At 67.5% G+C, this 26,741-nt stretch carries 24 protein-coding genes; 15 read left to right on the forward strand and 9 right to left on the reverse strand.

Annotated features, from left to right (window positions below):
• Positions 1-22: 22 nt before the first annotated feature.
• Positions 23-2,389 carry an ATP-binding cassette domain-containing protein gene (locus tag AC0IX4_RS10885; RefSeq protein ID WP_471828951.1) on the forward strand — a complete coding sequence of 789 codons (2,367 nt, stop codon included), beginning with the start codon at positions 23-25 and terminating at the stop codon, positions 2,387-2,389.
• 3 nt (positions 2,390-2,392) lie between these two features.
• Here the strand turns inward: AC0IX4_RS10885 and AC0IX4_RS10890 are convergent, their stop codons facing one another.
• Both AC0IX4_RS10890 and AC0IX4_RS10895 read right to left on the reverse strand, forming a co-directional pair.
• Positions 2,393-3,238 (reverse strand): HpcH/HpaI aldolase/citrate lyase family protein, encoded by an 846-nt coding sequence (locus AC0IX4_RS10890; RefSeq protein WP_442971157.1) that lies wholly within the window; start codon positions 3,236-3,238, stop codon positions 2,393-2,395.
• Positions 3,239-3,370: 132 nt separating this feature from the next.
• A complete protein-coding gene (locus AC0IX4_RS10895) occupies positions 3,371-3,751 on the reverse strand; it encodes a LapA family protein (RefSeq protein ID WP_056074501.1) in 381 nt (126 codons plus the stop codon).
• 91 nt (positions 3,752-3,842) lie between these two features.
• On the opposite strand from AC0IX4_RS10895, the gene rlmN reads away from it, so the two are divergent.
• Complete coding sequence (rlmN, locus tag AC0IX4_RS10900; RefSeq protein WP_471828952.1) at positions 3,843-4,955, forward strand: dual-specificity RNA methyltransferase RlmN; 1,113 nt, start codon at positions 3,843-3,845, stop codon at positions 4,953-4,955.
• Position 4,956: 1 nt separating this feature from the next.
• Here the strand turns inward: rlmN and AC0IX4_RS10905 are convergent, their stop codons facing one another.
• Both AC0IX4_RS10905 and AC0IX4_RS10910 read right to left on the reverse strand, forming a co-directional pair.
• A complete protein-coding gene (locus AC0IX4_RS10905; protein ID WP_442971158.1) occupies positions 4,957-5,235 on the reverse strand; it encodes a DUF2631 domain-containing protein in 279 nt (92 codons plus the stop codon).
• Positions 5,236-5,323: 88 nt separating this feature from the next.
• Positions 5,324-5,848 (reverse strand): DUF1990 family protein, encoded by a 525-nt coding sequence (locus AC0IX4_RS10910; RefSeq protein WP_471828953.1) that lies wholly within the window; start codon positions 5,846-5,848, stop codon positions 5,324-5,326.
• 96 nt (positions 5,849-5,944) lie between these two features.
• On the opposite strand from AC0IX4_RS10910, the gene dxr reads away from it, so the two are divergent.
• From dxr to AC0IX4_RS10950, 8 genes are all read left to right on the forward strand, one after another.
• On the forward strand, positions 5,945-7,081 hold the full coding sequence (gene dxr, locus AC0IX4_RS10915) for a 1-deoxy-D-xylulose-5-phosphate reductoisomerase (protein ID WP_471829305.1): 1,137 nt from the start codon (positions 5,945-5,947) through the stop codon (positions 7,079-7,081).
• Between the two features lie 8 nt (positions 7,082-7,089).
• Positions 7,090-8,301, forward strand: coding sequence for a M50 family metallopeptidase (locus AC0IX4_RS10920; RefSeq protein WP_042572550.1), 1,212 nt, complete (start codon positions 7,090-7,092; stop codon positions 8,299-8,301).
• A gap of 74 nt (positions 8,302-8,375) precedes the next feature.
• Positions 8,376-9,515 (forward strand): flavodoxin-dependent (E)-4-hydroxy-3-methylbut-2-enyl-diphosphate synthase, encoded by a 1,140-nt coding sequence (gene ispG, locus AC0IX4_RS10925; RefSeq protein ID WP_471829306.1) that lies wholly within the window; start codon positions 8,376-8,378, stop codon positions 9,513-9,515.
• A 56-nt stretch (positions 9,516-9,571) separates the two neighbouring features.
• The gene (locus AC0IX4_RS10930) at positions 9,572-10,405 is read left to right on the forward strand and encodes a GNAT family N-acetyltransferase (RefSeq protein WP_471828954.1); all 834 of its coding nucleotides are present in this window, start codon (positions 9,572-9,574) and stop codon (positions 10,403-10,405) included.
• 32 nt (positions 10,406-10,437) lie between these two features.
• On the forward strand, positions 10,438-12,246 hold the full coding sequence (locus AC0IX4_RS10935) for a penicillin-binding transpeptidase domain-containing protein (RefSeq protein ID WP_471828955.1): 1,809 nt from the start codon (positions 10,438-10,440) through the stop codon (positions 12,244-12,246).
• Positions 12,247-12,276: 30 nt separating this feature from the next.
• Entirely contained in the window at positions 12,277-13,134 is an 858-nt protein-coding gene (gene map, locus AC0IX4_RS10940) for a type I methionyl aminopeptidase (RefSeq protein ID WP_042572553.1), read from the forward strand.
• A complete protein-coding gene (locus AC0IX4_RS10945) occupies positions 13,131-14,651 on the forward strand; it encodes a cobyric acid synthase (protein ID WP_471828956.1) in 1,521 nt (506 codons plus the stop codon). The genes map and AC0IX4_RS10945 overlap by 4 nt, the downstream gene beginning before the upstream one ends.
• Before the next feature lie 42 nt (positions 14,652-14,693).
• Positions 14,694-15,233, forward strand: coding sequence for an alpha/beta fold hydrolase (locus AC0IX4_RS10950; RefSeq protein ID WP_042572555.1), 540 nt, complete (start codon positions 14,694-14,696; stop codon positions 15,231-15,233).
• A gap of 1 nt (position 15,234) precedes the next feature.
• Here the strand turns inward: AC0IX4_RS10950 and AC0IX4_RS10955 are convergent, their stop codons facing one another.
• The 4 genes from AC0IX4_RS10955 to AC0IX4_RS10970 all read right to left on the reverse strand — a co-directional run bounded on the left by AC0IX4_RS10955 (position 15,235) and on the right by AC0IX4_RS10970 (position 19,945).
• The gene (locus AC0IX4_RS10955; protein ID WP_471828957.1) at positions 15,235-16,602 is read right to left on the reverse strand and encodes an HNH endonuclease signature motif containing protein; all 1,368 of its coding nucleotides are present in this window, start codon (positions 16,600-16,602) and stop codon (positions 15,235-15,237) included.
• Positions 16,603-16,681: 79 nt separating this feature from the next.
• Entirely contained in the window at positions 16,682-17,545 is an 864-nt protein-coding gene (locus AC0IX4_RS10960) for an RCC1 domain-containing protein (RefSeq protein WP_471828958.1), read from the reverse strand.
• On the reverse strand, positions 17,517-18,905 hold the full coding sequence (mtr, locus tag AC0IX4_RS10965) for a mycothione reductase (RefSeq protein ID WP_471828959.1): 1,389 nt from the start codon (positions 18,903-18,905) through the stop codon (positions 17,517-17,519). The genes AC0IX4_RS10960 and mtr overlap by 29 nt, the downstream gene beginning before the upstream one ends.
• Positions 18,902-19,945, reverse strand: coding sequence for an alpha/beta hydrolase (locus tag AC0IX4_RS10970; protein ID WP_471828960.1), 1,044 nt, complete (start codon positions 19,943-19,945; stop codon positions 18,902-18,904). The genes mtr and AC0IX4_RS10970 overlap by 4 nt, the downstream gene beginning before the upstream one ends.
• A 79-nt stretch (positions 19,946-20,024) precedes the next feature.
• Between AC0IX4_RS10970 and mqo the strand changes: the two genes are divergently transcribed.
• The 5 genes from mqo (at position 20,025) to AC0IX4_RS10995 (ending at position 26,272) form a co-directional block, all read left to right on the forward strand.
• The gene (gene mqo / locus AC0IX4_RS10975; RefSeq protein WP_471828961.1) at positions 20,025-21,620 is read left to right on the forward strand and encodes a malate dehydrogenase (quinone); all 1,596 of its coding nucleotides are present in this window, start codon (positions 20,025-20,027) and stop codon (positions 21,618-21,620) included.
• Between the two features lie 12 nt (positions 21,621-21,632).
• Positions 21,633-22,118 carry a GNAT family N-acetyltransferase gene (locus tag AC0IX4_RS10980; RefSeq protein WP_056074520.1) on the forward strand — a complete coding sequence of 162 codons (486 nt, stop codon included), beginning with the start codon at positions 21,633-21,635 and terminating at the stop codon, positions 22,116-22,118.
• Between the two features lie 191 nt (positions 22,119-22,309).
• Positions 22,310-24,220, forward strand: coding sequence for a VWA domain-containing protein (locus AC0IX4_RS10985; RefSeq protein WP_471828962.1), 1,911 nt, complete (start codon positions 22,310-22,312; stop codon positions 24,218-24,220).
• Between the two features lie 10 nt (positions 24,221-24,230).
• Positions 24,231-24,851, forward strand: coding sequence for a cob(I)yrinic acid a,c-diamide adenosyltransferase (gene cobO / locus AC0IX4_RS10990; RefSeq protein ID WP_042572699.1), 621 nt, complete (start codon positions 24,231-24,233; stop codon positions 24,849-24,851).
• Positions 24,845-26,272, forward strand: a complete 1,428-nt coding sequence (locus tag AC0IX4_RS10995) for a cobyrinate a,c-diamide synthase (protein WP_471828963.1) — start codon at positions 24,845-24,847, stop codon at positions 26,270-26,272. The genes cobO and AC0IX4_RS10995 overlap by 7 nt, the downstream gene beginning before the upstream one ends.
• Here the strand turns inward: AC0IX4_RS10995 and AC0IX4_RS11000 are convergent.
• Positions 26,245-26,661, reverse strand: a complete 417-nt coding sequence (locus tag AC0IX4_RS11000) for a helix-turn-helix domain-containing protein (RefSeq protein ID WP_471828964.1) — start codon at positions 26,659-26,661, stop codon at positions 26,245-26,247. The genes AC0IX4_RS10995 and AC0IX4_RS11000 overlap by 28 nt on opposite strands.
• Positions 26,662-26,741: the final 80 nt, after the last annotated feature.

Below are 26,741 nucleotides of genomic sequence, written 5' to 3' on the forward strand. Positions count from 1 at the left end.
CGACGAAGGGCAGCATCTTTTCATGGCAACGACCCCGGCACACGTCGCCGACACCCACGACATGATCCGCGTCCAGGGCGCCCGCGTGAACTCCTTGAAGGACGTCAGCGTGGAGATCCCGAAGCGCCGGCTCACGGTTTTCACCGGGGTGTCCGGATCGGGCAAGAGTTCCCTGGTGTTCGGCACCATCGCGGCGGAGTCGCAGCGGATGATCAACGAGACATACAGCACGTTCGTGCAAGGCTTCATGCCGACGATGGCCCGCCCCGATGTCGACATCCTGGACGGTCTGACCACGGCGATCATCGTCGATCAGCAGCGTCTCGGCGCCGATCCGCGATCCACGGTCGGTACCGCGACGGATGCCAATGCGTTGTTGCGCATCCTGTTCAGTCGACTCGGCACGCCCCACCTGGGCTCCCCGCAGGCGTTCTCCTTCAATGTGGCGTCGATTTCCGGGGCCGGCGCGGTGACCGTGGAGAAGGGCGGTCGACAGACCAAGGAGAAGCGCACCTTCAGCATCACCGGGGGAATGTGCCCGCGGTGCGAGGGTCGCGGTGCGGTGTCCGACATCGACCTCACCGCGCTGTTCGACGAGTCGAAGTCGCTGAACGAGGGCGCGATCACCATTCCCGGATACAGCATGGACGGGTGGTTCGGCCGTATCTTCCGGGGCTGCGGGTACTTCGACCCGGACAAGCCGATCGCGAAGTTCACCAAGCGTCAGCGCGAGGATCTGCTCTACCGCGAGCCGACCAAGATCCAGATCGACGGCATCAATCTGACGTACTCCGGACTGATTCCGCAGATGCAGAAGTCGATGCTGTCCAAGGACGTCGATGCGATGCAGCCTCACATCCGGGCGTTCGTGGAGCGGGCGGTCACCTTCGCCGTCTGCCCCGAGTGCGACGGGACCAGGCTGAACGAGGGCGCACGCTCGTCGACGATCGACGGCGTGTCGATCGCCGACGCCTGCGCCATGCAGATCAGCGATCTCGCCGTGTGGGTCCGCGGTCTGACGGACAGTTCGGTCGGGCCGCTGCTCGAGTCGTTGGCGGAGACCCTGGCGTCGTTCGTCGAGATCGGCCTGGGATATCTGAGTCTGGATCGTCCTGCCGGAACGCTGTCCGGGGGAGAAGCGCAGCGCACGAGGATGATCCGGCATCTCGGATCGTCATTGACCGATGTGACCTACGTGTTCGACGAGCCCACGACGGGTCTGCATCCGCACGACATCGCGAACATGAACGACCTCCTGCTCCGTCTCCGCGACAAGGGAAACACGGTCCTGGTGGTCGAGCACAAGCCGGAGACCATCGTGATCGCCGATCACGTCGTCGACCTCGGCCCGGGCGCCGGAACCGACGGCGGCACCATCTGTTTCGAGGGGACGGTCGACGGACTGCGCACCAGCGACACCGTCACCGGGCACCACTTCGACGACCGTGTGTCGGTGAAGGACAACGTACGGGCATGGACGGATTCCCTGCAGATCCGAGGTGCCGACACCCACAATCTCCGGTCCGTCGACGTCGACGTGCCGTTGGGCGTCCTGGTCGTCGTCACGGGCGTGGCCGGTTCCGGGAAAAGCACGTTGATTCATGGATCGCTGTCCGGACGCGACGGCGTCGTCTCGGTGGACCAGGGCGCGATCCGCGGTTCGCGTCGTAGCAACCCCGCGACGTACACGGGTCTCCTCGAGCCGATCCGGAAGGCGTTCGCGAAGGCGAACGGCGTGAAACCCGCACTCTTCAGCGCCAACTCGGAGGGTGCGTGTCCCACCTGCAACGGCAACGGTGTGATCTACAGCGATCTCGCGATCATGGCCGGTGTCGCCACGGTCTGCGAACTGTGCGGCGGCAAACGCTTCCAGGCATCGGTGCTCGAGTACCGGCTGGGTGGGAAGGACATCAGTGAGGTCCTCACCATGTCGGTGGCGGAGGCCGCGGCGTTCTTCGGGGAGGGAGATGCGGCGCTGCCCGCTGCGCACAAGATCCTGAGCCGGCTGGCCGATGTCGGCCTGGGCTACATGACGCTCGGGCAACCTCTGACGACGTTGTCCGGTGGTGAGCGTCAGCGGCTCAAGCTGGCGACTCACATGGGCGACAAGGGCGGAGTTCTGATCCTGGACGAGCCGACGACCGGTCTGCATCTGGCGGACGTCGAGCAGCTGCTGGCGCTGCTGGACCGTCTCGTCGACGCCGGCAAGTCTGTGATCGTGGTAGAGCATCATCAGGCCGTCATGGCCCACGCGGACTGGATCATCGACCTCGGTCCGGGTGCCGGTCATGACGGTGGAACCGTGGTGTTCGAGGGCACGCCGGCGGATCTCGTGAACGCCGAATCCACCCTCACGGGTGAACATCTGGCGGCCTACGTGCGGCGCTGAGAGTCAGCCGATCGAGAAGATGGCTGCCTGAGCGGTGATCTTCTTCGCCTTCGCGAGGCGAGGCAGATCGCTTCCGTCACGGACGCCGGAGCCGTCTTCACCGAGCTGCTCGATGACCTCTTTCGCCCACGCGACGTCCTGGACGCTGGGAGCGAGTTCCTTATTGACGATGGGGCCCTGATCGGAATGCATGCAGAGCTTGCCGGTCATTCCCATCGACACGGTCAGCTGACTGTCACGGCTGAGCATGCTGTCGTTCACGGCCAGGGTCGGTCCGTCGATCGGGCCGGGCAACCGTGCTGCGCGGCTGGAGACGACGAGCCGGGCGCGGGGGTAGGACATCGCCATCGGGTCGTCGCTCATCCCGGTGTCACGACGGAAGTCGCCACTACCGAACGCGAGGCGGAAGGTGGCTTCGGCGCGGGCGATCTCCGGTGCGGCTTCCAGGCCCATCGCGGACTCGACCAGTGCGACGATGCGGCATCCCTCGCCGAGACGCGCGGCCGTGGCCTCGACCTGGCTGCCACTCTCGGTCTTGGCCAGCATGACGCCCTCGAGGGTGTCGATGCCGCGAAGAGCCTCGAGGTCGTCCGCCCAGAACTCGGTCGTCGCGTCGTTGATGCGCACCCATGCGCGTCCACCGGCGCGAAGCCAGGACACCACGGCGTCACGCGCTGCCGGCTTCGCACCGGGAGCCACCGCGTCCTCGATGTCGAGGATGATGGCGTCGACCGCGGATTCGGCAGCGGGGGTGAACAAGTCGGGCTTGCTCGCGGGAACGAGGAGCCACGAGCGTGCTTTGTCTGCAGCCACTACGGGTAGCACTGGGTTCTCCATGAAGGTCGTCACTGCGGATGTCCTGTCGGTGGATCGCTCGCGGTTACCGGTCGATCCCCACTGTGCACGGCTCGACCGCCCACGTGAAGGTTCTGTCAATAGTGTTCACGTGAGCGGTCGGACAGAGCGGCTGTGACTGTGATGTCACTTACGCTTGGCGGCCCGTCGTACCTGGAGGATGCGCACTCCGCCGGCAGTGGCCATGACGAGTGCTCCGGCGACGGCGGCGAGCAGCATGCCGATACCGATGGGGAGATCGAACGTCCAGCCGAACAGGTGGATGGGCACGCTGTCGAGGTTCTGCAGGATGAACACCATCAGCACGACCAGGATGATCGCGCCGACGACCAGACCTGTGTAAAGGGCAGCGGCGCGCGTGTGCTTGACGCCGTCCGGGGTCTTCCCGGCCGCCATGCGGGTGTCCACCGTGTCGCCCGGGCCGTCGAAAGGTGCCGAGGTGGTCAGAGGGGCGTCCGCGCCGGTGCCGGCGGTCGGATCGGATGCGTCGTGCGATGAGCGAGCCATGTGTCGATCATGCTGCACCGACGTGTCGAATGCACGTCCCGATCGGCGGTGTCCGCAGGTAGTACGTGGACAGTGAGACAATGGAGGCACTATGGCACCCATCGCTCTCCCTCTCGTATTCGACGCTCCCCGTCGCGGCATGCCCGCGAAGCATCTCGCGGACCTCGACGCCGACCAGCGTCGCGCCGCTGTCGTGGCCCTGGGCCTGCCGGCATTCCGAGCGGATCAGCTGGCCCGTCAGTACTACTCGCGCCTCGAGGCGGACCCGGCCAAGATGACCGACCTGCCGGCGTCGGTACGCGAGAAGGTGGGCGAGGCACTCTTCCCGACCCTCCTGACCCCGATCAAGCACATCGCGTGCGACGGCGGCGACACGAGGAAGACGCTGTGGAAGGCCGGTGACGGCACGCTGCTGGAGTCGGTTCTGATGCGCTACCCCGACCGTGCGACGTTGTGCATCTCGAGCCAGGCGGGGTGCGGGATGGCATGTCCGTTCTGCGCTACCGGTCAGGCGGGACTGCAGCGCAACCTGTCGACGGCGGAGATCGTCGACCAGGTGCGGTCCGCGGCGGCCGACCTGCGGGACGGGGCCGTCGAAGGCGGCGAGGGACGCCTGTCGAACGTCGTGTTCATGGGCATGGGGGAGCCGCTGGCCAACTACAAGCGTGTCGTCGCAGCGGTGAAGCGGATCGTCTCACCCGCGCCTGAAGGACTGGGGCTGTCCCAGCGTTCGGTCACCGTGTCGACGGTGGGTCTGGCGCCGGCCATCCGCAAGCTCGCCGACGAGGGCCTGACCGTCACGCTCGCCGTGTCGTTGCACTGCCCGGACGACGAACTGCGCGACACGTTGGTGCCGGTCAACAACCGCTGGTCGATCTCCGAGGTGCTCGATGCTGCGCGGTACTACGCGGACACCACGGGCCGTCGAGTCTCGATCGAGTACGCGTTGATCCGCGACATCAACGACCAGCCGTGGCGTGCCGACCTGCTGGCCAAGAAGCTGAAGAAGGCACTCGGCGCGTTGGTGCACGTCAACCTGATCCCGCTGAACCCGACACCGGGCAGCGAGTGGGATGCCAGCCCGAGGCCGGTCGAGCAGGAGTTCGTGCGGCGGGTGCGCGCGCAGGGAGTCTCCTGCACCGTGCGCGACACGCGCGGCCAGGAGATCGCAGCTGCCTGCGGTCAGTTGGCCGCGGAGAACTGACTCAGGAGTGGCGGGGCTTGCGTCGACGCAGGACGTCGCGGACGAGGATGAACGCGATGGCGGCGGCGAAGCCGATCAGCCACAGGTCCTCGACGCGTCCGCTGTGATTGCCGATGATCATCACGAGAAGCATCGCGACGGTCACCCAGCCGGCGATACGGGACGTGCGGGGGCCCTCGCCGCTCCATCCCCATTCGGCGGACGGAACTTCGGCGGTGCTCACGTTCGTCGTGGGAACGCGGTCGACGTCGGAAGCGTGGTTCCGGCTGATGTCGGTCACGGCCGATCCTCCTGATGCTCTGTGATCCTGGTGCAGATGGTGACGTCACCCTAGCGCGCGGTACGACCGCCTGTCGTAGGGGATGGCGTCAATCCTTCAACGCCGCCACGTAACGCCCGGTGGCGATGCGCTGGGTGGCCCGGTTGAGCGGGCCGCCCAGGGCGACCAGTCGATTTCCCGGCCTGGAGAAGGCACGGATGACGGCGTACACGGTGTCGGTCTCGACATCTCGGCGCACCGAGAAGCTCTCCTCGCCGCTCTCGGGGTGTCCGGGGAGCGTTCCGTAGGCGAATCCGCGGCGATGCGGTTCGTCGATCAGATCGACGACTCTGCAGGGGATGCGGACCGGACCGAGTCGCAACACCACTACGGCGTCGACGACGGCTCGAGGTGAGTCGGCCCGAACCGTGAGGCCCGCACCGCGGTGCATGTCCCAGGCCAGGATTTTCGCGGCCGCTCGGTCGAACAGGTCGACGCCGGTACCGATCGGTTCCTCGACATCGACATGGTGGTAGCCGGTGGGCATCACCTCGCGCGCCGTTCCGCCGACCTCCGAGTACGTGAACGGGGTTCCGGTGTAGGTATCGGGGTCCGCGGACGGAAGGAACGGCATCACGCCATCCTGGCACGGAGGGGAGCGACTGCGCCCGCACACGTTCCTCTCAGCGCGGTCGTTCACACTGTCCTGGTGACGGACGCGAAGACGAGGGTGCTCGTCCTGGGCAGCACGGGATCCATCGGTACCCAGGCGCTCGAGGTGATGGCAGCACGCCCCGACAAGTTCACGATCGTCGGACTCGCGGCCGGCGGCGGCAACATCGACCTCCTGCGACGACAGATCGACGCGACCGGCGTCACCGAGGTCGCGGTGGCCGATGTCGATGCGGCAAGACGGCTCGACCGTCCCGGTGTGAGGTCCGGCGCCACCGCCGCGACCGACCTGGTCCGCGAGGTGGCTGCCGACGTCGTCCTCAACGCACTCGTCGGCTCGCTGGGTCTGCCGCCGACACTGGCGGCCCTCGAATCGGGTGCCCGGCTTGCACTGGCCAACAAGGAATCCCTGGTGGCGGGCGGGTCTTTGGTGACCTCCGCTGCGGCGCCCGGTCAGATCGTCCCCGTCGACTCCGAGCACTCCGCGGTGGCGCAGTGTCTGCGCGGAGGCCGCGCGGACGAGGTGGCACGGCTGGTCGTCACGGCGTCGGGCGGACCGTTCCGCGGGTGGGACCGCGAGGGTCTGGAGTCCGTCACCCCCGACCAGGCGGGCAAGCACCCCACCTGGTCCATGGGTCCGATGAACACCCTGAACTCCGCGACGCTGGTGAACAAGGGGCTCGAGGTGATCGAGGCGCACCTGCTGTTCGGCATCCCGTACGACCGCATCGACGTCACGGTGCATCCACAGTCGATCGTCCACTCGATGGTGACGTTCACCGACGGCTCGACGCTCGCCCAGGCAAGCCCACCCGACATGAAGCTGCCCATCGCGTTGGCGCTCGGCTGGCCCGCCCGCATCGCCGACGCCGCGGCGGCACTGGACTTCACGCGATCACACACGTGGGACTTCGAACCCCTCGACGACGCCGTGTTCCCGGCCGTCGCACTCGCGCGCCGTGCCGGTGAGCTGGGTGGCTGCATGACGGCCGTCTACAACGCGTCCAACGAGATCGCCGCGGAAGCCTTCCTGGCGGGCGCGCTGCGCTTCCCACAGATCGTCGACGTCGTCGCCGAGGTGGTCGAGGCCGGATCCGCCGAATGGTCGGCGGAACCGTCTACCGTGGACGAAGTTCGGGCGGCGGACTCGTGGGCCCGTGACAGCGCCCGCACGCTCGCGCGATCGAAAGGCTGAACGACAAGATGGTGTTCGTTCTCGGTGTCGTCGCATTCGCGATCTGCATCGGCATCTCCATTGCACTGCACGAGTGCGGTCACATGTGGGTGGCCAAGGCCACCGGCATGAAGGTCCGGCGGTACTACATCGGCTTCGGGCCGAAAATCTTCTCCTGGACGCGCGGTGAGACCGAGTACGGCCTCAAAGCCGTTCCGGCAGGCGGGTTCTGCGATATCGCCGGCATGACGGCGGTGGACGAACTCGCGCCCGACGAGGTCGATCGTGCGATGTACAAGCAGAAGACGTGGAAGCGTCTGGCCGTCATGTTCGGCGGCATCGCGATGAACTTCGTGCTGGCCTTCGTTCTCGTCTACACGCTCGCGCTCGGGTGGGGTCTGCCCAACCGGGACACGTCGGCGACGGTGGCCGGGGTCCAGTGCGTCGCGGCGCAGAACGAGGACAGGACGTTCGATTCCTGCTCCGGTCTCGGGCCGGCCGGTGACGCCGGTATTCGAGCCGGTGACGTCATCACCGCGGTGAACGGCGACGACACGGCGACGTTCGCCGACGTCGTCGACAAGATCCAGGGCGCGACCGGGTCCGTCGACGTCACCGTCCAGCGCGGCGACGACACGCTCACGCTTCCTGTCACGGTTCAGCGGACCGAGCGTCTCTTCGCGCTCGACAATTCGGCCGACGGGCCCCTGGAACTGCGCACCACCGGCGCGATCGGTGTGGCCCGCACGCCCTTGACCATCGACTACAACGCGTTGTCGGCCGTGCCGGGCGCGGTCTCGTACACGGGCTTCATCGCCGGCCAGACAGCCCACGCGATCGTCGATCTGCCCAGCAAGGTCGGCGCGCTGTGGACGGCCGTCACCGGCGGTGAACGCGACGCCGACACTCCGGTCAGCGTCGTCGGGGCCAGCGTCATCGGTGGTCAGGCCGCCGAACTGGGATTGTGGCAGGTGTTCGTCAGTCTGTTGGCGACGCTGAACTTCTTCCTCGGCGCGTTCAACCTGTTGCCCCTGCTGCCTCTCGACGGCGGTCACATCGCAGTGACGATCTACGAGGGCATCCGCAACAAGATCAGGGCGGTGCGCGGGTTGGGCAAGGGTGCGCCGGTGAACTACATGAAGCTGATGCCGCTGACCTACGTGGTCATCGTCATCGGTGGTGCATTCATGCTGCTCACCCTCACCGCGGACATCGTCAATCCCATCCAGCTGTTCCAGTAACTACAGTGGTGCATGTCAGACGGCAGTAGTTGCCGTCAGACGACGAAAGGAACGAAGTGACCGTTGGACTGGGCATGCCGGCCGGACCCGTACCGGTGCTCACACCGCGACGGAAGACCCGCCAGCTGCAGGTAGGAACAGTCGGCGTCGGAAGCGACTCGCCGATCTCGGTGCAGTCGATGACGACGACCAAGACTCACGACATCGATGCCACGCTGCAGCAGATCGCCGAGCTCACTGCCTCGGGCTGCGACATCGTGCGCGTGGCCTGCCCTCGGCAGGAAGATGCGGACGCGCTCGCGACCATCGCGCGCAAGTCGCAGATCCCGGTGATCGCGGACATCCACTTCCAGCCGCGCTACATCTTCGCCGCGATCGACGCAGGATGCGCCGCCGTCCGCGTCAACCCCGGCAACATCAAGGAGTTCGACGGCCGAGTCAAGGAGGTCGCGAAGGCGGCCGGTGACGCCGGTATCCCGATCCGGATCGGCGTCAACGCCGGATCTCTCGACCCGCGGCTCATGCAGAAGTACGGCAAGGCGACTCCGGAGGCGCTCGTCGAGTCGGCCCTGTGGGAAGCCGGTCTGTTCGAGGAGCACGGCTTCGGCGACATCAAGATCTCCGTCAAGCACAACGACCCGGTGATCATGGTCGAGGCCTACCGCCAGCTCGCCGCGAAGTGCGACTACCCGCTGCACCTCGGCGTCACCGAAGCCGGCCCGGCGTTCCAGGGAACCATCAAGTCCGCTGTCGCCTTCGGATCGTTGCTCGCCGACGGCATCGGCGACACCATCCGTGTGTCCCTCTCGGCTCCGCCGAACGAGGAGATCAAGGTGGGAACGCAGATCCTGCAGTCCCTGAACCTGCGCCCGCGCAAGCTCGAGATCGTGTCGTGCCCGTCCTGTGGCCGTGCTCAGGTCGACGTGTACTCCCTCGCCGATCAGGTCACCGCCGGACTCGAAGGCATGGACATCCCGCTGCGCGTCGCCGTCATGGGATGCGTCGTCAATGGACCGGGCGAAGCGCGTGACGCCGATCTCGGAGTGGCGTCGGGAAATGGCAAGGGTCAGATCTTCGTCAAGGGTGAGGTCATCAAGACCGTGCCGGAAGCGATGATCGTCGAAACCCTGATCGAGGAAGCCATGCGCATCGCCGAGACGTACGAGGCGGATCAGCAGGCGGGATCGGGCGCACCCGTGGTGTCCGTCAGCTGATTCGGTCCTACGGAACCGCTTTTGCTGGCAAAGTTCAGGGTCACGGAGGTGGCGGGATGCTCAAACTGCTCGGCGCGAAGGCGCTGACGAGCCGGGACACGAACGAAGTCGTTCGTGTCCTGCGTCGTGATCCCGTGGCGTCGTGCATGGTGCTCGCCCGCGTCGAGGAAGCCGGGATCGAACCCCGCACCAATTACGGTGAAATGTGGTCGCGGGGTGGCCCGAACTCCTCGCTATGCTTCTCCGGGGCCAATCTGGTGCCGTTGTTCGGGACGTACGACGACCTCCGGAGTTTCGCCGAGCGCGCGCTCCGGGCACCCCGAGTGTGTTCGTCCCTTGTCGGCCGCGCCGAGCTGACACTCCCGTTGTGGGACATGCTGTCCGGCGAGTGGGGTACGCCTCGCGAGGTCCGCGCCGAGCAGCCACTGCTGGCGCTGACGACTATTCCCACCGCCGTCGACGTCCACGTCCGACGCGTCACGATCGACGAGCTCGACGTCTACCTCACCGCCGCTGTAGCCATGTTCATCGAGGAAGTCGGCGTCGACCCCCGAGCCGGAGACGGTGGACGTGGATACCGTCGTCGGATCGCCGGGCTGATCGCCGCCGGGCGCGCCTGGGCTCGGTTCGAGGACGGGCGCGTCATCTTCAAGGCGGAGGTCGGGTCGATGTCCACGTCGGTCGGGCAGATCCAGGGTGTCTGGGTGCATCCACTGTTCCGCGGTCGCGGGCTGGGAACGTCCGGCACCGCCACCGTCGCCGCGGCCGTGGTGGACAGTGGCAGGACAGCCAGCCTCTACGTCAACAGCTTCAACGTGCCGGCGCGACGGGCCTACGAGCGTGTCGGTTTCGAACGAGTAGCGACATTCTCCACGGTGTTGCTCGACTAGAACGGGAGCTCGCCGCTCTACGATGAGTATCGATGATCTTCCGAACGCACGGCCGAATCACCCGCGTACTTCTCGCAGTCGTCGCGACGGCGACGGTGGTGTCGGCTACCGCGTGTACCCCCAAGCCGCAGGGACCGGAGTCCGCCGCCGACACCTTCGTCGCAGCGCTCGCTCAGCGTGACAGCGCGGCTGCCGGGCAGGTGACGGACAGGGCCGATCTCGCAGCGTCCGCCGTCGACAAGGCATGGGACGGACTGCAGGCCGAGTCGCTCGACGCGCAGACGGGGGCCGTGTCCGTGAACGGCGACACCGCGACCGTCGACTACACCTACACGTGGCATCTGCCGAAGGACCGCACCTGGACCTATGACGGGGCGCTGCAGATGGGGCGTCGCGGCGGCGACTGGGTCGTCCGCTGGAACTCGACCGATCTGCACCCGAAGCTCGGGGACACCCAGTCGATGGTGCTGCGATCGACCGCCGCGGAACGTGCCAGGGTGAACGAGCACGCCGGGTCGGACGTTCTCGTTCCCGGTGTCGTGCACGGCATCTCGTTCGACGCTTCGGAGGCGACCGACGTCGTCGGCAGCGCCCGCACGCTCGAACGCATCCTCGCTCCGTTCGATGCCTCGATCACCGCGCAGTCCATCGTCGAATCGGCGACGGCGTCGCCGGGTCCCTATCGCGTCGTCACGCTGAGGGACGAGGACTACGAGGCGGTGGCCCCGGGACTGCTCGCGTTGTCGGGTGTCACGGTGTCGGAGCAGTCCGACCTGGTGTCCACCGATCGCACCTTCGCGCCCGACCTGGTGAGCCAGGTGAAGAAGACGGTGATGGACCGTGTGGACGGCGCTGCCGGCTGGAGCGTGGTCGCCGTGAACACCAACGGCGCAGATACCGGGATCCTGACCGAGACGGCCCCGCAGCCGGTCCCGTCCATCAGCATCAGTCTCGACCGTCCCGTGCAGGTCGCCGCACAGAATGCCGTGAACGTCTCGCGCGACCAGGCGATGATGGTGGTGATCCAGCCGTCGACCGGAGACATCCTCGCGGTCGCGCAGAACGCGGCCGCCGACAAGGACGGCCCGGTCGCGTCCACGGGCCTCTACCCGCCGGGGTCGACCTTCAAGATCGTTACCGCGGGTGCCGCGATCGAGGAAGGCATCGCAACGCCGGAGACGACGGTGCCGTGTCCCGGCCGCATCGTCATCGGCGAGCGCAGTGTGCCCAATTACAACGAGTTCTCGCTGGGGAACGTGTCGATGAGTACCGCGTTCACCAGGTCGTGCAATACCTCCTTCGCCAAGTTGGCCAGCGAGATGTCGGCCGGTGCGTTGACCGACGCGGCGTCGATGTTCGGGATCGGGCCGGAGTACGGCGTGGTCGGGCTCCCCACCGAGTCGGGATCGGTGCCGCCGGCCGAAGAACTGGTCCAGCGGACCGAGGACGGCTTCGGCCAGGGCAAGGTGCTGGTGTCGACGTTCGGCATGGCGCTCGCCGCGGCCACCGTCGCACACGGCTCCACCCCCGTTCCCACCCTGATCCAGGGGGAGGAGACCACGATCGACGGTGACCATCCACAGATCGAGCCGGCCATGGTCGACGGGCTCCGCGGCATGATGCGATCCGTGGTCACCAGCGGTACCGCCGAGCGCATCGCCGACCAGGGCGAGGTGTACGGCAAGACGGGCGAAGCAGAGGTCGAGGGCGGGTCCCATGCCTGGTTTGTCGGCTATCGCGGCGATCTCGCGTTCGCGACACTGGTGGTGCGCGGCGGCAGTTCCGACAACGCCGTCGCGGTGACTCGCGACATGATCACCGCCCTGCCCGCCGGATACTGACCGCGACCGGCGGCGACTACGCTGGGAGCCATGTCCGTCCGCACCGCTCTCGAACCCGGCACCGTCTCACCCGTTCTCGATGTTCCCAAGAACATCGAGCGTCCCGAGTACGCGTGGAAGAAGACCGTCCGCGAGGGTCACGAGCCGTGGGTGCAGACGGCCGAGACCATCGAGAAGATGCGGCTCGCCAGTCGTATCGCCGCTCGCGCTCTGCAGGAAGCGGGAAAGGCCGTCGCTCCCGGAGTCACGACGGACGAGCTCGACCGCGTCGCGCACGAGTACATGATCGACCACGGCGCGTATCCGTCGACGCTGGGCTACAAGGGTTTTCCCAAGTCCTGCTGCACGTCGCTGAACGAGGTCATCTGCCACGGCATCCCGGATTCGACGGTGGTGCAGGACGGGGACATCGTCAACATCGACGTCACCGCATACATCGACGGCGTGCACGGGGACACCAATGCCACGTTCCTCGCGGGCAACGTCTCGGATGAGGCCCGACTGCTCGTCGAGCGCACCCACGAGGCCACGATGCGCGCCATCAAGGCGGTCAAGCCGGGTCGCGCGCTCAACGTCGTCGGCCGAGTGATCGAGGCGTACGCCGACCGCTTCGGATACGGCGTGGTCCGTGACTTCACCGGGCACGGCATCGGCACCACCTTCCACAACGGCCTCGTCGTGCTGCACTACGACGAGCCGTCCGTCGAGACGGTGCTCGAGCCGGGCATGGTCTTCACCATCGAGCCGATGATCAATCTCGGCGGTGTGGAGTGGGATCAGTGGAACGACGGCTGGACCGTCGTCACGCGCGATCGGTCGTGGACGGCGCAGTTCGAGCACACCCTCGTCGTCACCGACACGGGCGCTGAGATTCTCACCCTCCCTTGACCGTTCGCGGCGCCATCCTCGTCGCCGGAACCACCTCCGATGCCGGCAAGAGTGTCGTCGTGGCCGGCCTGTGCAGACTGCTCGCGCGGCGCGGGGTGCGGGTCGCGCCCTTCAAGGCGCAGAACATGTCGAACAATTCCGTCGTCACTCTCGACGGAGGGGAGATCGGGCGGGCGCAGGCACTTCAGGCCAGAGCATGCGGACTGGAACCCAGTGTTCGATTCAACCCGATACTTCTCAAGCCCGGTGGCGACAGGACCTCGCAGCTGGTGGTGCGTGGCCGAGCCACCGGCACTGTCGGGGCGGCCGACTACATGACGCACCGCGACCGGTTACGGACCGTCGTCGCGGACGAACTGCGTTCGCTGCGTGACGATTTCGATGTCGTCGTCTGTGAGGGTGCGGGATCTCCGGCCGAGATCAACCTCCGTGTCACGGACCTTGCCAACATGGGTCTCGCGCGCGCGGCCGACCTACCGGTGATCGTGGTGGGCGACATCGACCGTGGCGGTGTACTGGCGCATTTCTTCGGGACGCTCGCAGTACTCGAACCCGAGGATCAGGCGCTGATCGCAGGCTTCGTGGTGAACAAGTTCCGGGGGGACCCCTCCTTGCTGCAACCAGGTCTGGACACGCTGGCAGAGCGAACAGGTCGGCCCACATTGGGAGTCATCCCGTTCAGCGAGGGTCTGTGGCTCGACGCCGAGGACTCCTTGGGGACGGTGGCCGATGCGCCGCTCGGACGACCTGCCGCCCCTCTCGGATCGCAGTGGCTGCGCGTGGCGGCCATCCGCTTGCCGCGTATCTCGAATTCCACGGATGTGGAGGCTCTGGCCTGTGAGCCGGGTGTCACCGTGCACTGGGCCACCGATCCGTCCCGGCTCACCGATGCGGACCTCGTGGTCGTCCCGGGATCGAAAGCGACGGTGCACGATCTGGACTGGTTGCGCCGCACCGGTATCGCCGACGAACTCGCGCGCCGCGCCGAGCGCGGTGCGCCGGTCCTCGGAATCTGCGGTGGTTATCAGATGCTGGGCCGAACCGTGACCGACTCGGTGGAGTCCGATGCGGGCGTCGTCGCGGGGCTCGGGCTGTTGGACCTCGACATCGAATTCGGCGCGGACAAGGTGTTGGCGCAGGTCACCGGTTCGCTCGATGGAAAGGTGCTGCGCGGCTACGAGATCCACCATGGTCGGGTCGTCCGCACCGGCGACGCGTCCTGGTTCACCGGCGGCGACGACGAGCCCGAGGGGAGTGTCCGGGGGAGTGTTCGCGGTACGCATTGGCACGGGTTGCTGGAGAACGACGACTTCCGCCGTGCCTATCTCACGAACGTCGCGGATCAGGCAGGCCGCCGCGGCTTCGTCGTAGCTCCCGACACGGACGTCGACGCGATGCGCAACGCCCAGGTGGACCTACTCGCCGACCTGGTCGAGAACTCGCTCGACATCGAGGCGGTCCTGTCGCTCATGGCGGAGGGTGCTCCGCCGTCACTGCGGACCCTCGAGGTGCGGTGAACGTGTCGAGCCGGTGTCAGCGTTCGGGTAGCGTCCATCCCCATGCAGCAGCAGACCGTCACACTGCCCTCGGGTGATCTCGTCGTGCGACTCGACGGGCCGGACAGCGGTCACGCCGTCCTTCTGCTTCCCGCCACCGACGACGCTGCCGACTCCTTCGACGACACGGCAGCCCGGCTGACCACGTCGGATCTGCGCACCGTGGTCCTCGAACCGGGTGCGGACCCGTCGGATACGGACCTGATCGCACTGCTCGACACGCTCGGACTTCCCTGGGTCAATCTGGTCGGGAGGGGAGCGGGCGCGGACCGCGCATGGTCTCTCGCAGCGCGGACGTTCGGTCGAGTGTCGAGCCTCGTCGTCATCGACCGTGGGCATCCGGCTACACGCGGCGAAAGTTGCCCCGCAGTGGAACTGAGAACCACGATGGTCGTCGCCGACCCCACCTTCCGTGACGACGCGTCCGCGAGCAGCCGGTACGTCTACGGTGACTACCGCGTGATCACGCTCGACGCTGCCGACCCCGACGCCGCGGCAGCCGCACTGGCGACGGAGATCGTGATGCGTACCAGCGCCTGGTGACTCACTCGCCGGGTGCGGTGAGGTAGTCGTTGCCGTGGGAGTCGCGGATGTGGACGATGCCGTCGCGGAGCATGCGGTAGTGCCACTGCCGGCGGGCTTTCAGTCCGTGGTGCCGGCGACACAGGGGTTCGAGGTTGCCGGTGACGGTCCAGCCGCCCCTCCGTGGGTCGGTGTGGTCGAACGGGACGACGTGGTCGAGGTCGCAGTCCTCGCTCGGCACCGCGCACCCAGGGTGTACGCACGTCGAATACAGCGCTGTCACCAGCGCCGCGACCGCCTCCGACGGCCGGTATGCCAGTGCCCCGTCCGGCGGCACGACGAAACCCCCGTGGCTGTCGGGGTTGTCGACGGTACGGTCCAATGCGGATGGTGGGAGGGTGCGGAGGTACTCGACCTGCTCCCTCACCTTCCTGGCTTTCGTGCTTCCCAGTTTCCCCGTGGTCGGGGTCCAACCCGGCGGCATGTGGCGGGTGCGGCGAACTTCCCGGCCGTCGACCGGAGCCGGTGGATCGGGCTCCGGGTCTGGTGGGTGGTGTTCGGTGTCGCGCGCGGCGGTGATCAGTCCCTGCCACGTTGCATCCTCTGCGATTCTCCGGGCCACATCGGCCGGGACCGGTCCCCAGCCGACGAGGTGGCCGGGTTCCCCCGCCAACCCCGCTGCCGTGGCGGCGTCGAGAACGATGACGGCATGGTTGGCCGGTTCATTCGACACGGCCCCGGTCAGAAGTGCGTGCGCGGCATCGAACAGTCGCGCCGGCAGTGACGTCGGATCGGTCACTCCCCGCGCGGCGGCGACGATGTTCCGCCACATCGCCGCGACCTTCTCCGCCGGACCGCGGATTATCAGCTCCGCCTGACCGCGCGGGAGTTTCCGCACGGTCGCGGCACGCTCCAGCGCCGCACGCTCCCGGACGATGCGGTGCCACTCCGCGTTGAAGTCGGCGAGGATCCGGTCGATCGCCGCCGCCACCGCACCCGGAGTGCACCGCGATGCGGCAGCAATCACCCGCTGCAGCAGCGCTTCGTTCGCGTTCGGGACCCCGGCCAACGACCGGCACACCGTGCGGAACGCCGCGTACGCCAACCGGCCCGCATCGAACGCTTCCTGCACCGCCGGACGGGCGGTACGGGTCAGGAACAGCCATTCGGTGACCGTGCCGGTGGACACCGACAGCGCGGACGCGACCTCCGCCACCGCGCACGCTTCGGCGGCATCGGCGTCGAACACCCCATCCGGCCCGAGCACCGCGGGGCGCCGGGATTCTTCGTGGATGTAGGAGCACGACGCGGCGACGGTGCGGGCGAACGAGGCTTGGGCGTCGACCTTCGCCGACACCAGCACATCGACGGAAACTGTTGCGTCGTACACGAATTCACCCCCCGGTGATGCCCGATCAGGCCGCCCCCCGACGACCTGACCACACAGTAACCCACACCACCGACACGAATCAGTGTGGCGCGAGTTGCCACATCCCGACGTCACACCGGCCGTCGCCGTGGTCGCCTGCAGCCACCACGGTGCCGTCCGCTCGCAGGCCGAGGGTGTGCGCCGAGCCCGCAGCAATCGCAACGATGTCCCGCCACGGTGCGACGTCGCACTGTCCGCGACTGTCATCACCGGCCGCGACGACGCGACCGTTCTCGAGCAGGCCGACCGTGTGGCTGCTCCCGGCCGAGATGCCCACGACGCCCGACCAGCCCGACACGTCCGAGGAATGGTCGCCGGCGATCGATACGTGTCCGTCATCATGCAGAGCGGCGGAGTGCAGGTAGCCGGCGGAAACCGCTCTGACGCCGCACCACCCCTCGACGGCGCACTGGCCTCGCTGGTTGTTCCCGACGGCTGTCACGGTGCCGTCGGAGAGAAGTCCGACCGAATGCCAGTCACCGGCGGCCACGGCGACGACATCCGCCCACGAGGAGACCGCGCAGGCACCCTCGGTGCGGCGACCGACGGCGAGCACGGTGCCGTCGGCACGCACTCCGAGGGTGCGTCTCCACCCGGCCGCCACTCCGACGACGTCGGACCAGTCGGCGACGTCGCACTGGCCGTGGGCATCCCACCCTGTCGCGACGACCGAGCCGTCGGACCGGACGCCCACGGTGTGCGACCGACCGGTGTTGCGCGCCGTGTGCACGTTTCCCGCGGCCACCGCGACGACGTCGGTCCAGTGCTCGAGGCGGTGCTGGGACAGATCGCCCGCGCCCACCACCGAGCCGTCGGCGCGCACTCCGACGGAATGTCGGCGGCCCGCAGCGAGGACAGTGGGCGGGGACGTCTCGTCAGTCCAGATCGAGTCCGAGGAGGGCATTCTCGACGACCTCGGGGAGCGCCGGGTGGATCCAGTACTGGCCGCGAGCGACCTCGTCGACCGTCTGACCGAACGTGATCGCCTGGATCAACGGCTGAATCACGGTCGGTGCCTGCTCACCGATGATGTGAGCGCCCAGGATCTTTCGAGTCGCACGATCGGCGACGATCTTGCACAGACCCTCGTCGTCCTCCATCGCCCAGCCGTACGCCACGTCGGCGTACCTCTGGACCTTCACGGCGACGTCGTATCCCTGGTCGCGCGCTTCCTGTTCCGTGAGGCCGACCTCCGCGATCATGGGATCGGTGAAGACAGCGGACGGAACGTATCGGTGGTCGAACCTCGACCATCCGGTGGTGTCGGTCCACGAGGTCTTCAGGACGTTCTCCTGAACGACCCGCGCCTCGGCGTTGGCGACGTGTTTGAGCTGATACGGCGACGACACGTCGCCGAGGGCGAACACGCCCTCGGCCGTCGTCCGGCCGAACTCGTCCACGACGATGCGGCCGTCGGGATGCACGTCGATACCGGCCTCGGCTGCCCCGATGAGATCGCTGTTGGGTGCGCGTCCGATGGCGACCAGAAGTGCGGCACCCCGAACCTCCGCGCCGTCCGAGAGCGTGACCACGACGTCGTCTCCGTCCCGGCGGACCGCGGTGGCGTCGACACCGAGCCGGACGTCCCACTTCTTCTGCGCGAGGTCCGTGAACTGCTGCGAGATCTCGGCGTCGGACTTACGGAGCAGCCGTTCCTTGCGGGCCAGCATCGTGACCCGAGAACCCAACGCGGAGAACACGTGTGCGAACTCGGCAGCGATGTATCCGGACCCCAGGACGATCAGATGCTCGGGCAGTGAGGGCAGACGCATGATGTCGTTGTTGGTGTGGAACGGCACCCCGCTCTCGGTGATGAAATCCGGCACCGTGGCGCGTGATCCACTGGCGACGACCACGCGGTCCGCGGTGATGATGCGCCCGTCGCCGGTGTCGATGCGCCTCGGGCCGACGAACGTCGCGTGACTGCTGAAGAGCGTCACGTTGGCGCTGCCCTCGCGCCGATACTTCTCGCCGCCCTCGGCGATGGGGTCGATGCGGCCGAAGACGCGGTCGACGATGTCCGTCCACCGCACCTTGTCGATGTGCGCATCGATGCCGTACTTCGACGCGGTGGTGATCGCGCGAGCTACCTCGGCCGCGTAGACGAACATCTTGGTCGGGATGCACCCGACGTTGATGCAGGTGCCGCCGAAGATCGACTCCTCGAACATGGCCACGGACAGTCCGTCGAAGCGCTCGTCGAGAATGGTGTTGGCGGAACCGGATCCGATGATGGCGAGGTCGAAGTGCTGCTCCGTCGTCATGAGCCTGTCGCCAGTTCTGCGTGGTCGCCGCCGGACGCCGCGGCCTCGAGGTGCCCGTCACGGCGTTGACGCAGCCAGTCGTCCATCTCGGCGAACGCGCGCGCGAGAGGGTCGGTCGTCGACAGGAACACGTCGTGGCGGGCGCCCTCGATGGGCACGATGGTCGTGCGGTTGCCGAGACAACCTGCCCACCGGGCGATCTGGCGGACGTCGAGGACCGCGTCGGCGGCGTCCACGTCGGGAATGTAGGTCTTCGAGAACCGGGTGACCTTGCTCCGCAGGATCAGCGACGGCACACCGATGTCGAGGCCCCTGTGCAAGGTGGCGTGTCCGCGGCGCACGGCGCGGATCCATCCGAGCTTGATCGGGAACCCGGCCAGCGGCTTCCACGACAGGTCGTAGTCCCAGTCGCCGTTGCCGCCGGAGCTGATCGACAACCCGTAGGTGTCCAGTCCGTCGCCGGGAAGCGAGCGCTTCGGCGCGACGCGGCCGATCAGGTCGATGGCTACGGTGCCGATGCTGCGGACGGCCGGCGGACCCTGGAGATCGAACCACGGACTGTTCAAGATCAGACCGGTCACACCCGCGTTCACCGCACCTCCGCGAGTGCGTTCGAGGCGGTCCAACCACAGCGGGACGATGAGTCCGCCGGTGGAGTGCGCCGCCATCAGAACGTCCGCTCCGGTCTCGTCGCGCACGATCGTCAGCGCGCGGTCGAGTTCGGTGTCGTAGAGGGAGAGATCGGAGATGAAGTGCGGCGACTGGTTCGCCCCGATCGACCGGCCGCACTTCCGGAGGTCGAGCGCGTAGAACGCGTATCCCAGGTCGGCGAAGTGCTCGGCCAGGTGTCGCTGGAAGAAGTAGTCGGTGAAGCCGTGAACGTAGAGAACCGCTCTGGTCGGCGCCGTCGGGCCGGTCACCGAGCGGGTCAGGCGGACCAGGGTCGCCCGGACATCTCCCTCGCCGTCGGGGTCGGAGCCGAGCGGTATGGTCAGTTGCTCGTATTCGTCACCGAGTACGTCGGGCTCCCATGTAGTCACACTCACACAGTAATGGGCTTGTCGCAGCGGTGGCGAGGGGCACAATCGGGTACACAGCGCGTGATGAACCATCCGCACGATGCTCCGTTCGGGGCATCGATGGACGAAGGAAGTCGATCTAGCAGTGGGCGAACACGATCAGAACCAGCAGTCCGGGTCCTCTCGAACGGAGAGGACCGACGTCGTCCTGATCGGTGCGGGCATCATGAGCGCCACGCTCGGCACCCTCTTGCGCCAGGTCGAGCCGACGTGGTCCATCTCGATCTTCGAGCGTCTGGACGCCGCCGCCGCCGAGAGCAGTGACCCCTGGAACAACGCGGGCACCGGCCACTCCGCCCTGTGCGAGCTGAACTACACGCCGCAGAACAAGGACGGCACCGTCGACATCGCGAAGGCGCTGAACGTCAACGAGCAGTTCCAGGTCTCGCGCCAGTGGTGGTCGCACGCCATCGAGGCCGGCGTTCTCGCCGACCCGAAGAACTTCATCAACCCCATCCCGCACGTGAGCTTCGTCCACGGCGAGGACAACGTGAAGTATCTCCGGGCGCGCTACGACGCGCTGTCCGGCAACCCGTTGTTCCCCGGTATGGAGTACATCGACGACAAGGACGAGTTCGCACGTCGTCTCCCGCTGATGGCTGCCGGCCGCGACTACAGCGACCCCATCGCCCTCAACTGGTCGGAGGGTGGCACCGACGTCGACTTCGGCGCCCTGACCAAGCAGCTGCTCAACCACCTGGCCACCGAGGGTGCGTCGGTCAACTTCGGCCACGAGGTCCGCGACCTGTCCAAGAACTCGGACGGAACCTGGACGGTCAAGGTCTACAACGGCCGCACGGGCGTCACGCGCAAGATCGTCACGAAGTTCGTCTTCGTCGGCGCCGGCGGCGGCGCGCTGCACCTGCTGCAGAAGTCGGGCATCTCCGAGGCCAAGGGCTTCGGCGGGTTCCCCGTCAGCGGTGAGTGGCTGCGTTGCACCAACCCCGAACTCGTCGCGCAGCATTCGGCCAAGGTGTACGGCAAGGCGTCCGTCGGAGCGCCGCCCATGTCGGTTCCGCACCTCGACACGCGCGTCATCGGCGGCAAGCCCGGCCTACTGTTCGGGCCATACGCGGGCTGGTCGCCCAAGTTCCTCAAGCAGGGCAAGATGACCGACCTGATCAACTCTGTCAAGCCCAACAACCTGTTCTCCATGCTCGGCGTCGGAGTCACCGAAATGGCGCTGACCAAGTACCTGGTCACCGAGTTGCTGCAGTCCGAGACGGATCGCGTCGAGACGCTGCGCGAGTTCATGCCGTCGGCGCAGGGCAAGGACTTCGAGATGGTCACCGCCGGACAGCGCGTCCAGGTGATCCGTCGCAAGGGCCGCGGCGGCGTCCTGGAATTCGGCACCGCGGTCATCAACGCAGGCGACGGAACCATCGCGGGTCTCCTCGGCGCGTCCCCGGGCGCCTCGACTGCCGTCCCGGCCATGCTCGACGTCCTGCAGCGCTGCTTCTCCGACCGCTATGCCTCGTGGGAGCCGGTTCTCAAGGACATGGTGCCGTCGTTGGGCACCAAGCTCGCCGAGAACTCGCGTCTGTTCGACGAGATCTGGTCGCACACCACCCGAGTCCTGCAGCTCGACACGACCACCACCGGTGGCCGGCAGGTCGCGCACTCCGGCACGGTGTGATACCAAAACCAGATGACGACGGCGACTGCAACACTCAAGCGATCCTGGGCACTCGACCTGTCGAACGAGACCCTCTACGAACTTCTCAAGCTTCGCGTCGAGGTGTTCGTGGTCGAACAGGCCTGTGCCTACCCGGAACTCGACGGTAAGGATCTTCTCTCCGACACACGGCACTTCTGGCTCGAGCGGGACGGCAACGTGGTCTGCACGCTGCGCCTGCTCGAGGAGCACGACGACGGCGAGAAGTCGTTCCGTATCGGCCGGTTGTGCACGCACCGGTCCTCGCGCGGGCAGGGTCACACCACACGAATCCTGCGCGCCGCGCTGGCCGAGGTCGGATCCTCGCCCTGCCGGATCAACGCGCAGAGCTACCTCGTGGACATGTACGCCAAGCACGGTTTCGCGCCCGACGGCGAGGAAGTTCTCGAGGACGGTATTCCGCACACGCCCATGCGACGCGGCGGCGGAACTCCGTGGAGCGAGGGCGACAAGGCCTGACCCACGCCGATCCACCGCGAGCACTGCCGGAGAAGCCCGTGAGATTCGGGCGCGGTCCCGCCACTGTGACGTGAGTCCTCCGACCCACGAAGCCAGATCGCCGGGTGCTCGTGACAACGCTGCGTGAGAAGACCACACGCAGCATCGTCTCGATTCCTCGGCGCGGTCACCGAGGTCGAACAGGACACTCGTTGAATCCCGGATTTCCGTTCTCTGCCATCGTCGGTCAGGACCGACTGCTCCTCGCGCTCGCCCTCAGCGCCGTACACCCCGGCATCGGTGGTGTTCTGGTGCGTGGGGAGAAGGGCACCGCGAAGTCCACCGCGGTGCGCGCGCTGACCGCTCTGCTGCCCCCTGTCGTCGACCAGTCCGGTGCGCGGCCGGCACGGCTGGTCGAACTTCCCGTCGGTGCCACCGAGGACCGGGTGGTCGGATCGATCGACTTCGAGCGCATCGTCCAGGACGGCACGCGCGCGTTCACACCCGGACTCCTCGCGGCGGCAGACCGAGGGATTCTCTATGTCGACGAGGTCAATCTCCTGCACGACCACCTCGTCGATCTGCTCCTCGATGCCGCCGCCATGGGCCGCGTCCACGTCGAGCGCGACGGCATCTCCCACTCCTACGCGTCGCGTTTCGTCCTCGTCGGCACCATGAACCCGGAGGAGGGGGAGCTGCGGCCGCAGCTGCTCGACCGCTTCGGTCTCGCCGTCGACGTCGCGGCCTCCCGTGACGTGGACACCCGCATGACCGTAGTGCGTCGCCGGTTGGACTACGAGCGCGACGCCGAGAACTTCGCCCGGACCTACGCCGACGCCGATGCGGACATCGCTCGTCGCATCGCGGAAGCGGGACAGCGACTCCCCGACGTCGATCTGCCCGACACCGAACTGCGCCGCATCGCAGCCGTGTGTGCGGCCTTCGACGTGGACGGCATGCGCGGGGACCTCGTCGTCGCTCGGACGGCCACCGCCCACGCCGCGTGGCGTGGAGCGGACTCGGTCACCGAGGACGACGTCCGTGTCGCCGTCGAACTGGCCCTTCCACACCGTCGCCGACGCGATCCGTTCGACGCACCCGGGATGGCGGAGAACGAACTCGACGACGCGATGCAACGCGCGGCCGACGATGTCCGTGACAACGAACCCGAACCCGAACCCGATCCCGATCCGGACGGTGGGGGCGCTCCCGAGCCGCCCTCCGCCGAACCGTCGTCCTCGACACCCGACGACGACGCGAGCGCTGACCAGACGAGCACATCGGACAGCGGACAGGAGCCGGCTCCGGCAGGCTCCGGTAACTCGGGCACCGCCGACGCCGGCGACGGATTCGACGCGCGTCTGCTACAAATCGACGGGGTCGGTGAGGGAGCTCCCGGTCGACGTTCCCGCGCCAAGGTCTCGTCGGGCCGAGTCGTGCGAGGCACCGATTTCACCGGCGGCTCACTGCATCTCGTCCAGACGCTGCTACGAGCCGCGGAACGACGCGGGGGATCGGCGGGGCGTCTCACGATCGCCGGCAGCGATCTGCGAGGAGTGGAACGCGAAGGGCGAGAAGGCAATCTGATCGTTTTCGTCCTCGACGCGTCCGGGTCGATGGCTGCACGCGATCGGCTCTCCGCCGTCACCGGCGCCGTCGTCTCGTTGCTGCGCGACGCCTACCGTCGCCGCGACCGCGTGGCCGTGGTGTCGGTCCGCGGCAGTGACGCCGAACTCGTTCTCCCGCCCACTCGATCGGTGGACGTGGCGGTCACCCGACTGAACGGCGTCCGCACCGGAGGGAAGACGCCGCTCGCATCCGGGTTCCTCGCGACCCGCGACGTCATCGCGCGTGAACGTATCCGGGAGCCGGGACGACGCGCTCTGGTGGTCACTCTCACCGACGGTCGCGCGACCGGCGGACCCGACCCGGTCGGCCGCGCCCGCTATGCGGCGGCCTTGCTGGCCAAGGGCAAGGTGGCCTCCGTCGTCGTCGACTGCGAGTCGGGCATGATCCGGCTCGGTCTCGCTCGGGACCTCGCGACGGCGCTCCGCGGCACCTACATCTCGCTGCCGGAACTGTCGTCGGCCGGTGTGGCCGGCGTCGTCCGCGCGGCGGCGTGAGGACATAACGATGCCTCAGGGAGTTCCGCTGCCCGGCAGCGTTCCGGACGACGGTCTGACCACGCGTCAGCGTCGCAACCTTCCCGTCCTCGCCGTGCACACCGGCCCCGGCAAGGGGAAGTCCACGGCAGCGTTCGGAATGGCGATGCGGGCGTGGAACCAGGGTTTCGACGTCGCCGTCTTCCAGTTCGTCAAGAGCGCGAAATGGAAGGTGGGGGAGGAGTCCGTCTTCCGCACGCTCGGAGATCTGCACGACGACACAGGCGTCGGCGGCGCCGTGGAGTGGCACAAGATGGGTTCGGGCTGGTCCTGGTCGCGTAAACGCGGTGACGAGGTCGACCACGCGGAGGATGCGCGCGAAGGATGGGCCGAGATCGCCTCGCGTATCCGCGACGAGCGGCACCGGTTCTACGTGCTGGACGAGTTCACGTACCCGCTGCACTGGGGGTGGATCGACGTCGACGAGGTCGTGTCGACTCTGGCGGATCGGCCCGGCAACCAGCACGTCGTCATCACCGGCCGCAACGCGCCGCAGGCCTTGATGGACGCGGCCGACCTGGTCACCGAGATGACCAAGGTCAAGCATCCGATGGACGCGGGCCGTAAGGGTCAGCGCGGGATCGAATGGTGAACGACCTGCCCGCGGTCGTCATCGCGGCGCCGTCGTCGGGAAGCGGGAAGACCACCGTCGCCACCGGCATCATGGGCGCTCTGCGAGCGGCAGGGCGTCGAGTCGCGCCGTTCAAGGTAGGACCGGACTACATCGATCCGGGCTACCACGCTGTCGCCGCGGGGCGGCCCGGCCGCAATCTCGACGCCGTCATGATGGGCCGCGACGCCATGGTGCCCTCACTCCGGTGGGGGTCGGCGGGGTGCGACATCGCGGTCGTCGAAGGTGTCATGGGCCTGTTCGACGGTCGGATCGACCTGTCCGAGGGTGCGGCCACCGAGCCGGGCGCCGAAGGGTCGACCGCCGCGGTGGCATCGGCCATCGGCGCGCCCGTCGTGCTCGTCGTCGACGCCCGCGGTCACAGCCAGAGCATCGGCGCACTCGTGCACGGATTCTCGACGTACGACCCGTCGGTCCGTATCGCCGGTGTGATCCTCAACCGAGTCGGCAGCACCCGCCACGAGGCGGTGCTGAGACAGGCCTGCGATCGGATCGGCGTTCCGGTCATCGGGTCCGTTCCCCGCGCCGCCGCGCTCGAGGTCCCGTCACGGCACCTGGGCCTCGTCACGGCGGCCGAGCACGGATCCGCCGCAGTCGATGCAGTCTCCGCCATGACGGCGCTCGCGGCGCAGCACGTCGACCTCGAGGAACTGTCCCGCATCGCCGACTCCGCCCACGTGCCCGTCGGCACCGCCTGGGACCTGAGGGAGGCCGCGGGGTCGACGGCGAACGCCGGCACGCCCGTGATCGCCATGGCGGGCGGACCTGCGTTCACGTTCGGGTACGCCGAGCACGTCGAGGTTCTGCGGGCGGCCGGCGCCGATGTCGCCGTGTTCGATCCGCGTCACGACCGACTCCCCGATGGAACATCCGGTCTCGTCGTCCCCGGCGGATTCCCCGAGCTCCATGCCGCCGAGCTGGCCGCGAACGAGCTTCTGCTGCACGATATTCGAGACCTCGTGCATGCGGGACACCCCGTGCACGGCGAGTGCGCCGGGCTGCTCTATCTGGCGCGGTCGCTCGACGGACATCGGATGGCAGGCGTGCTGGACCTCGACGTGGAGTTCGGGAGTCGATTGACACTCGGATACCGGGACGCCGTCGCCGTGACGGACTCGGTCATGTTCGATGCGGGGACCAGGGTGACCGGGCACGAGTTCCACCGCACATCCGTCTCCCGACGCGGAACGGCCGACAACGCGTGGGGATGGCGGCGCGACGGCGCATCGCTCATGGAGGGTGCAGTGGCATCCGGGGGGCGAGTGCACGCGTCGTATCTCCACACGCACCCGGTCGCGACGGCCGCCGGCATCGCTCGGTTCGTCGCGGCGAGCCGTCCGACTCGAGAGACACCTCAGGCCGCGAGCAGCCCCTCGAGGTAGTCGAGCAGACGTGAGACCTCGCGGGGAGCTCCCAGGACGACGATCTTCATCCGATCGCGCTGGGCGTCGTAGGCGGTGTTGACGCGGAGCGGCTCTCCGTCGGGGCGGGCGTCGGTGGATGCTTTGGCCAGAAGTGCGCTGAGTCGATCCGCGGTCTCGCGATCGACGGTGTCGATGTCGACGATGGAGGTGACTTCCACGCGATGGTCGGTACGCAGTGTCGACGCGGACTGACCCGTGAACGTCTCGAGGTCCTCGGCCGAGATGCGGTATTGCTTGCCGATGCGGACGGCGGGAAGCCGCCCGGACCTCACGTACCCGCGGACCGTGCGTACATGCAGACCCAACATGTCGGCTACATCGTCGACCGAATACATCCGCACTGTCACACAAACAACGTTAAACATCCCCTGTCCCGCACGTCAATTGGGACATGTACGTGCGAATCCAACGAAATCAGGGCAAGAGT

Source organism: Rhodococcus sp. AC861, from assembly GCF_979256035.1.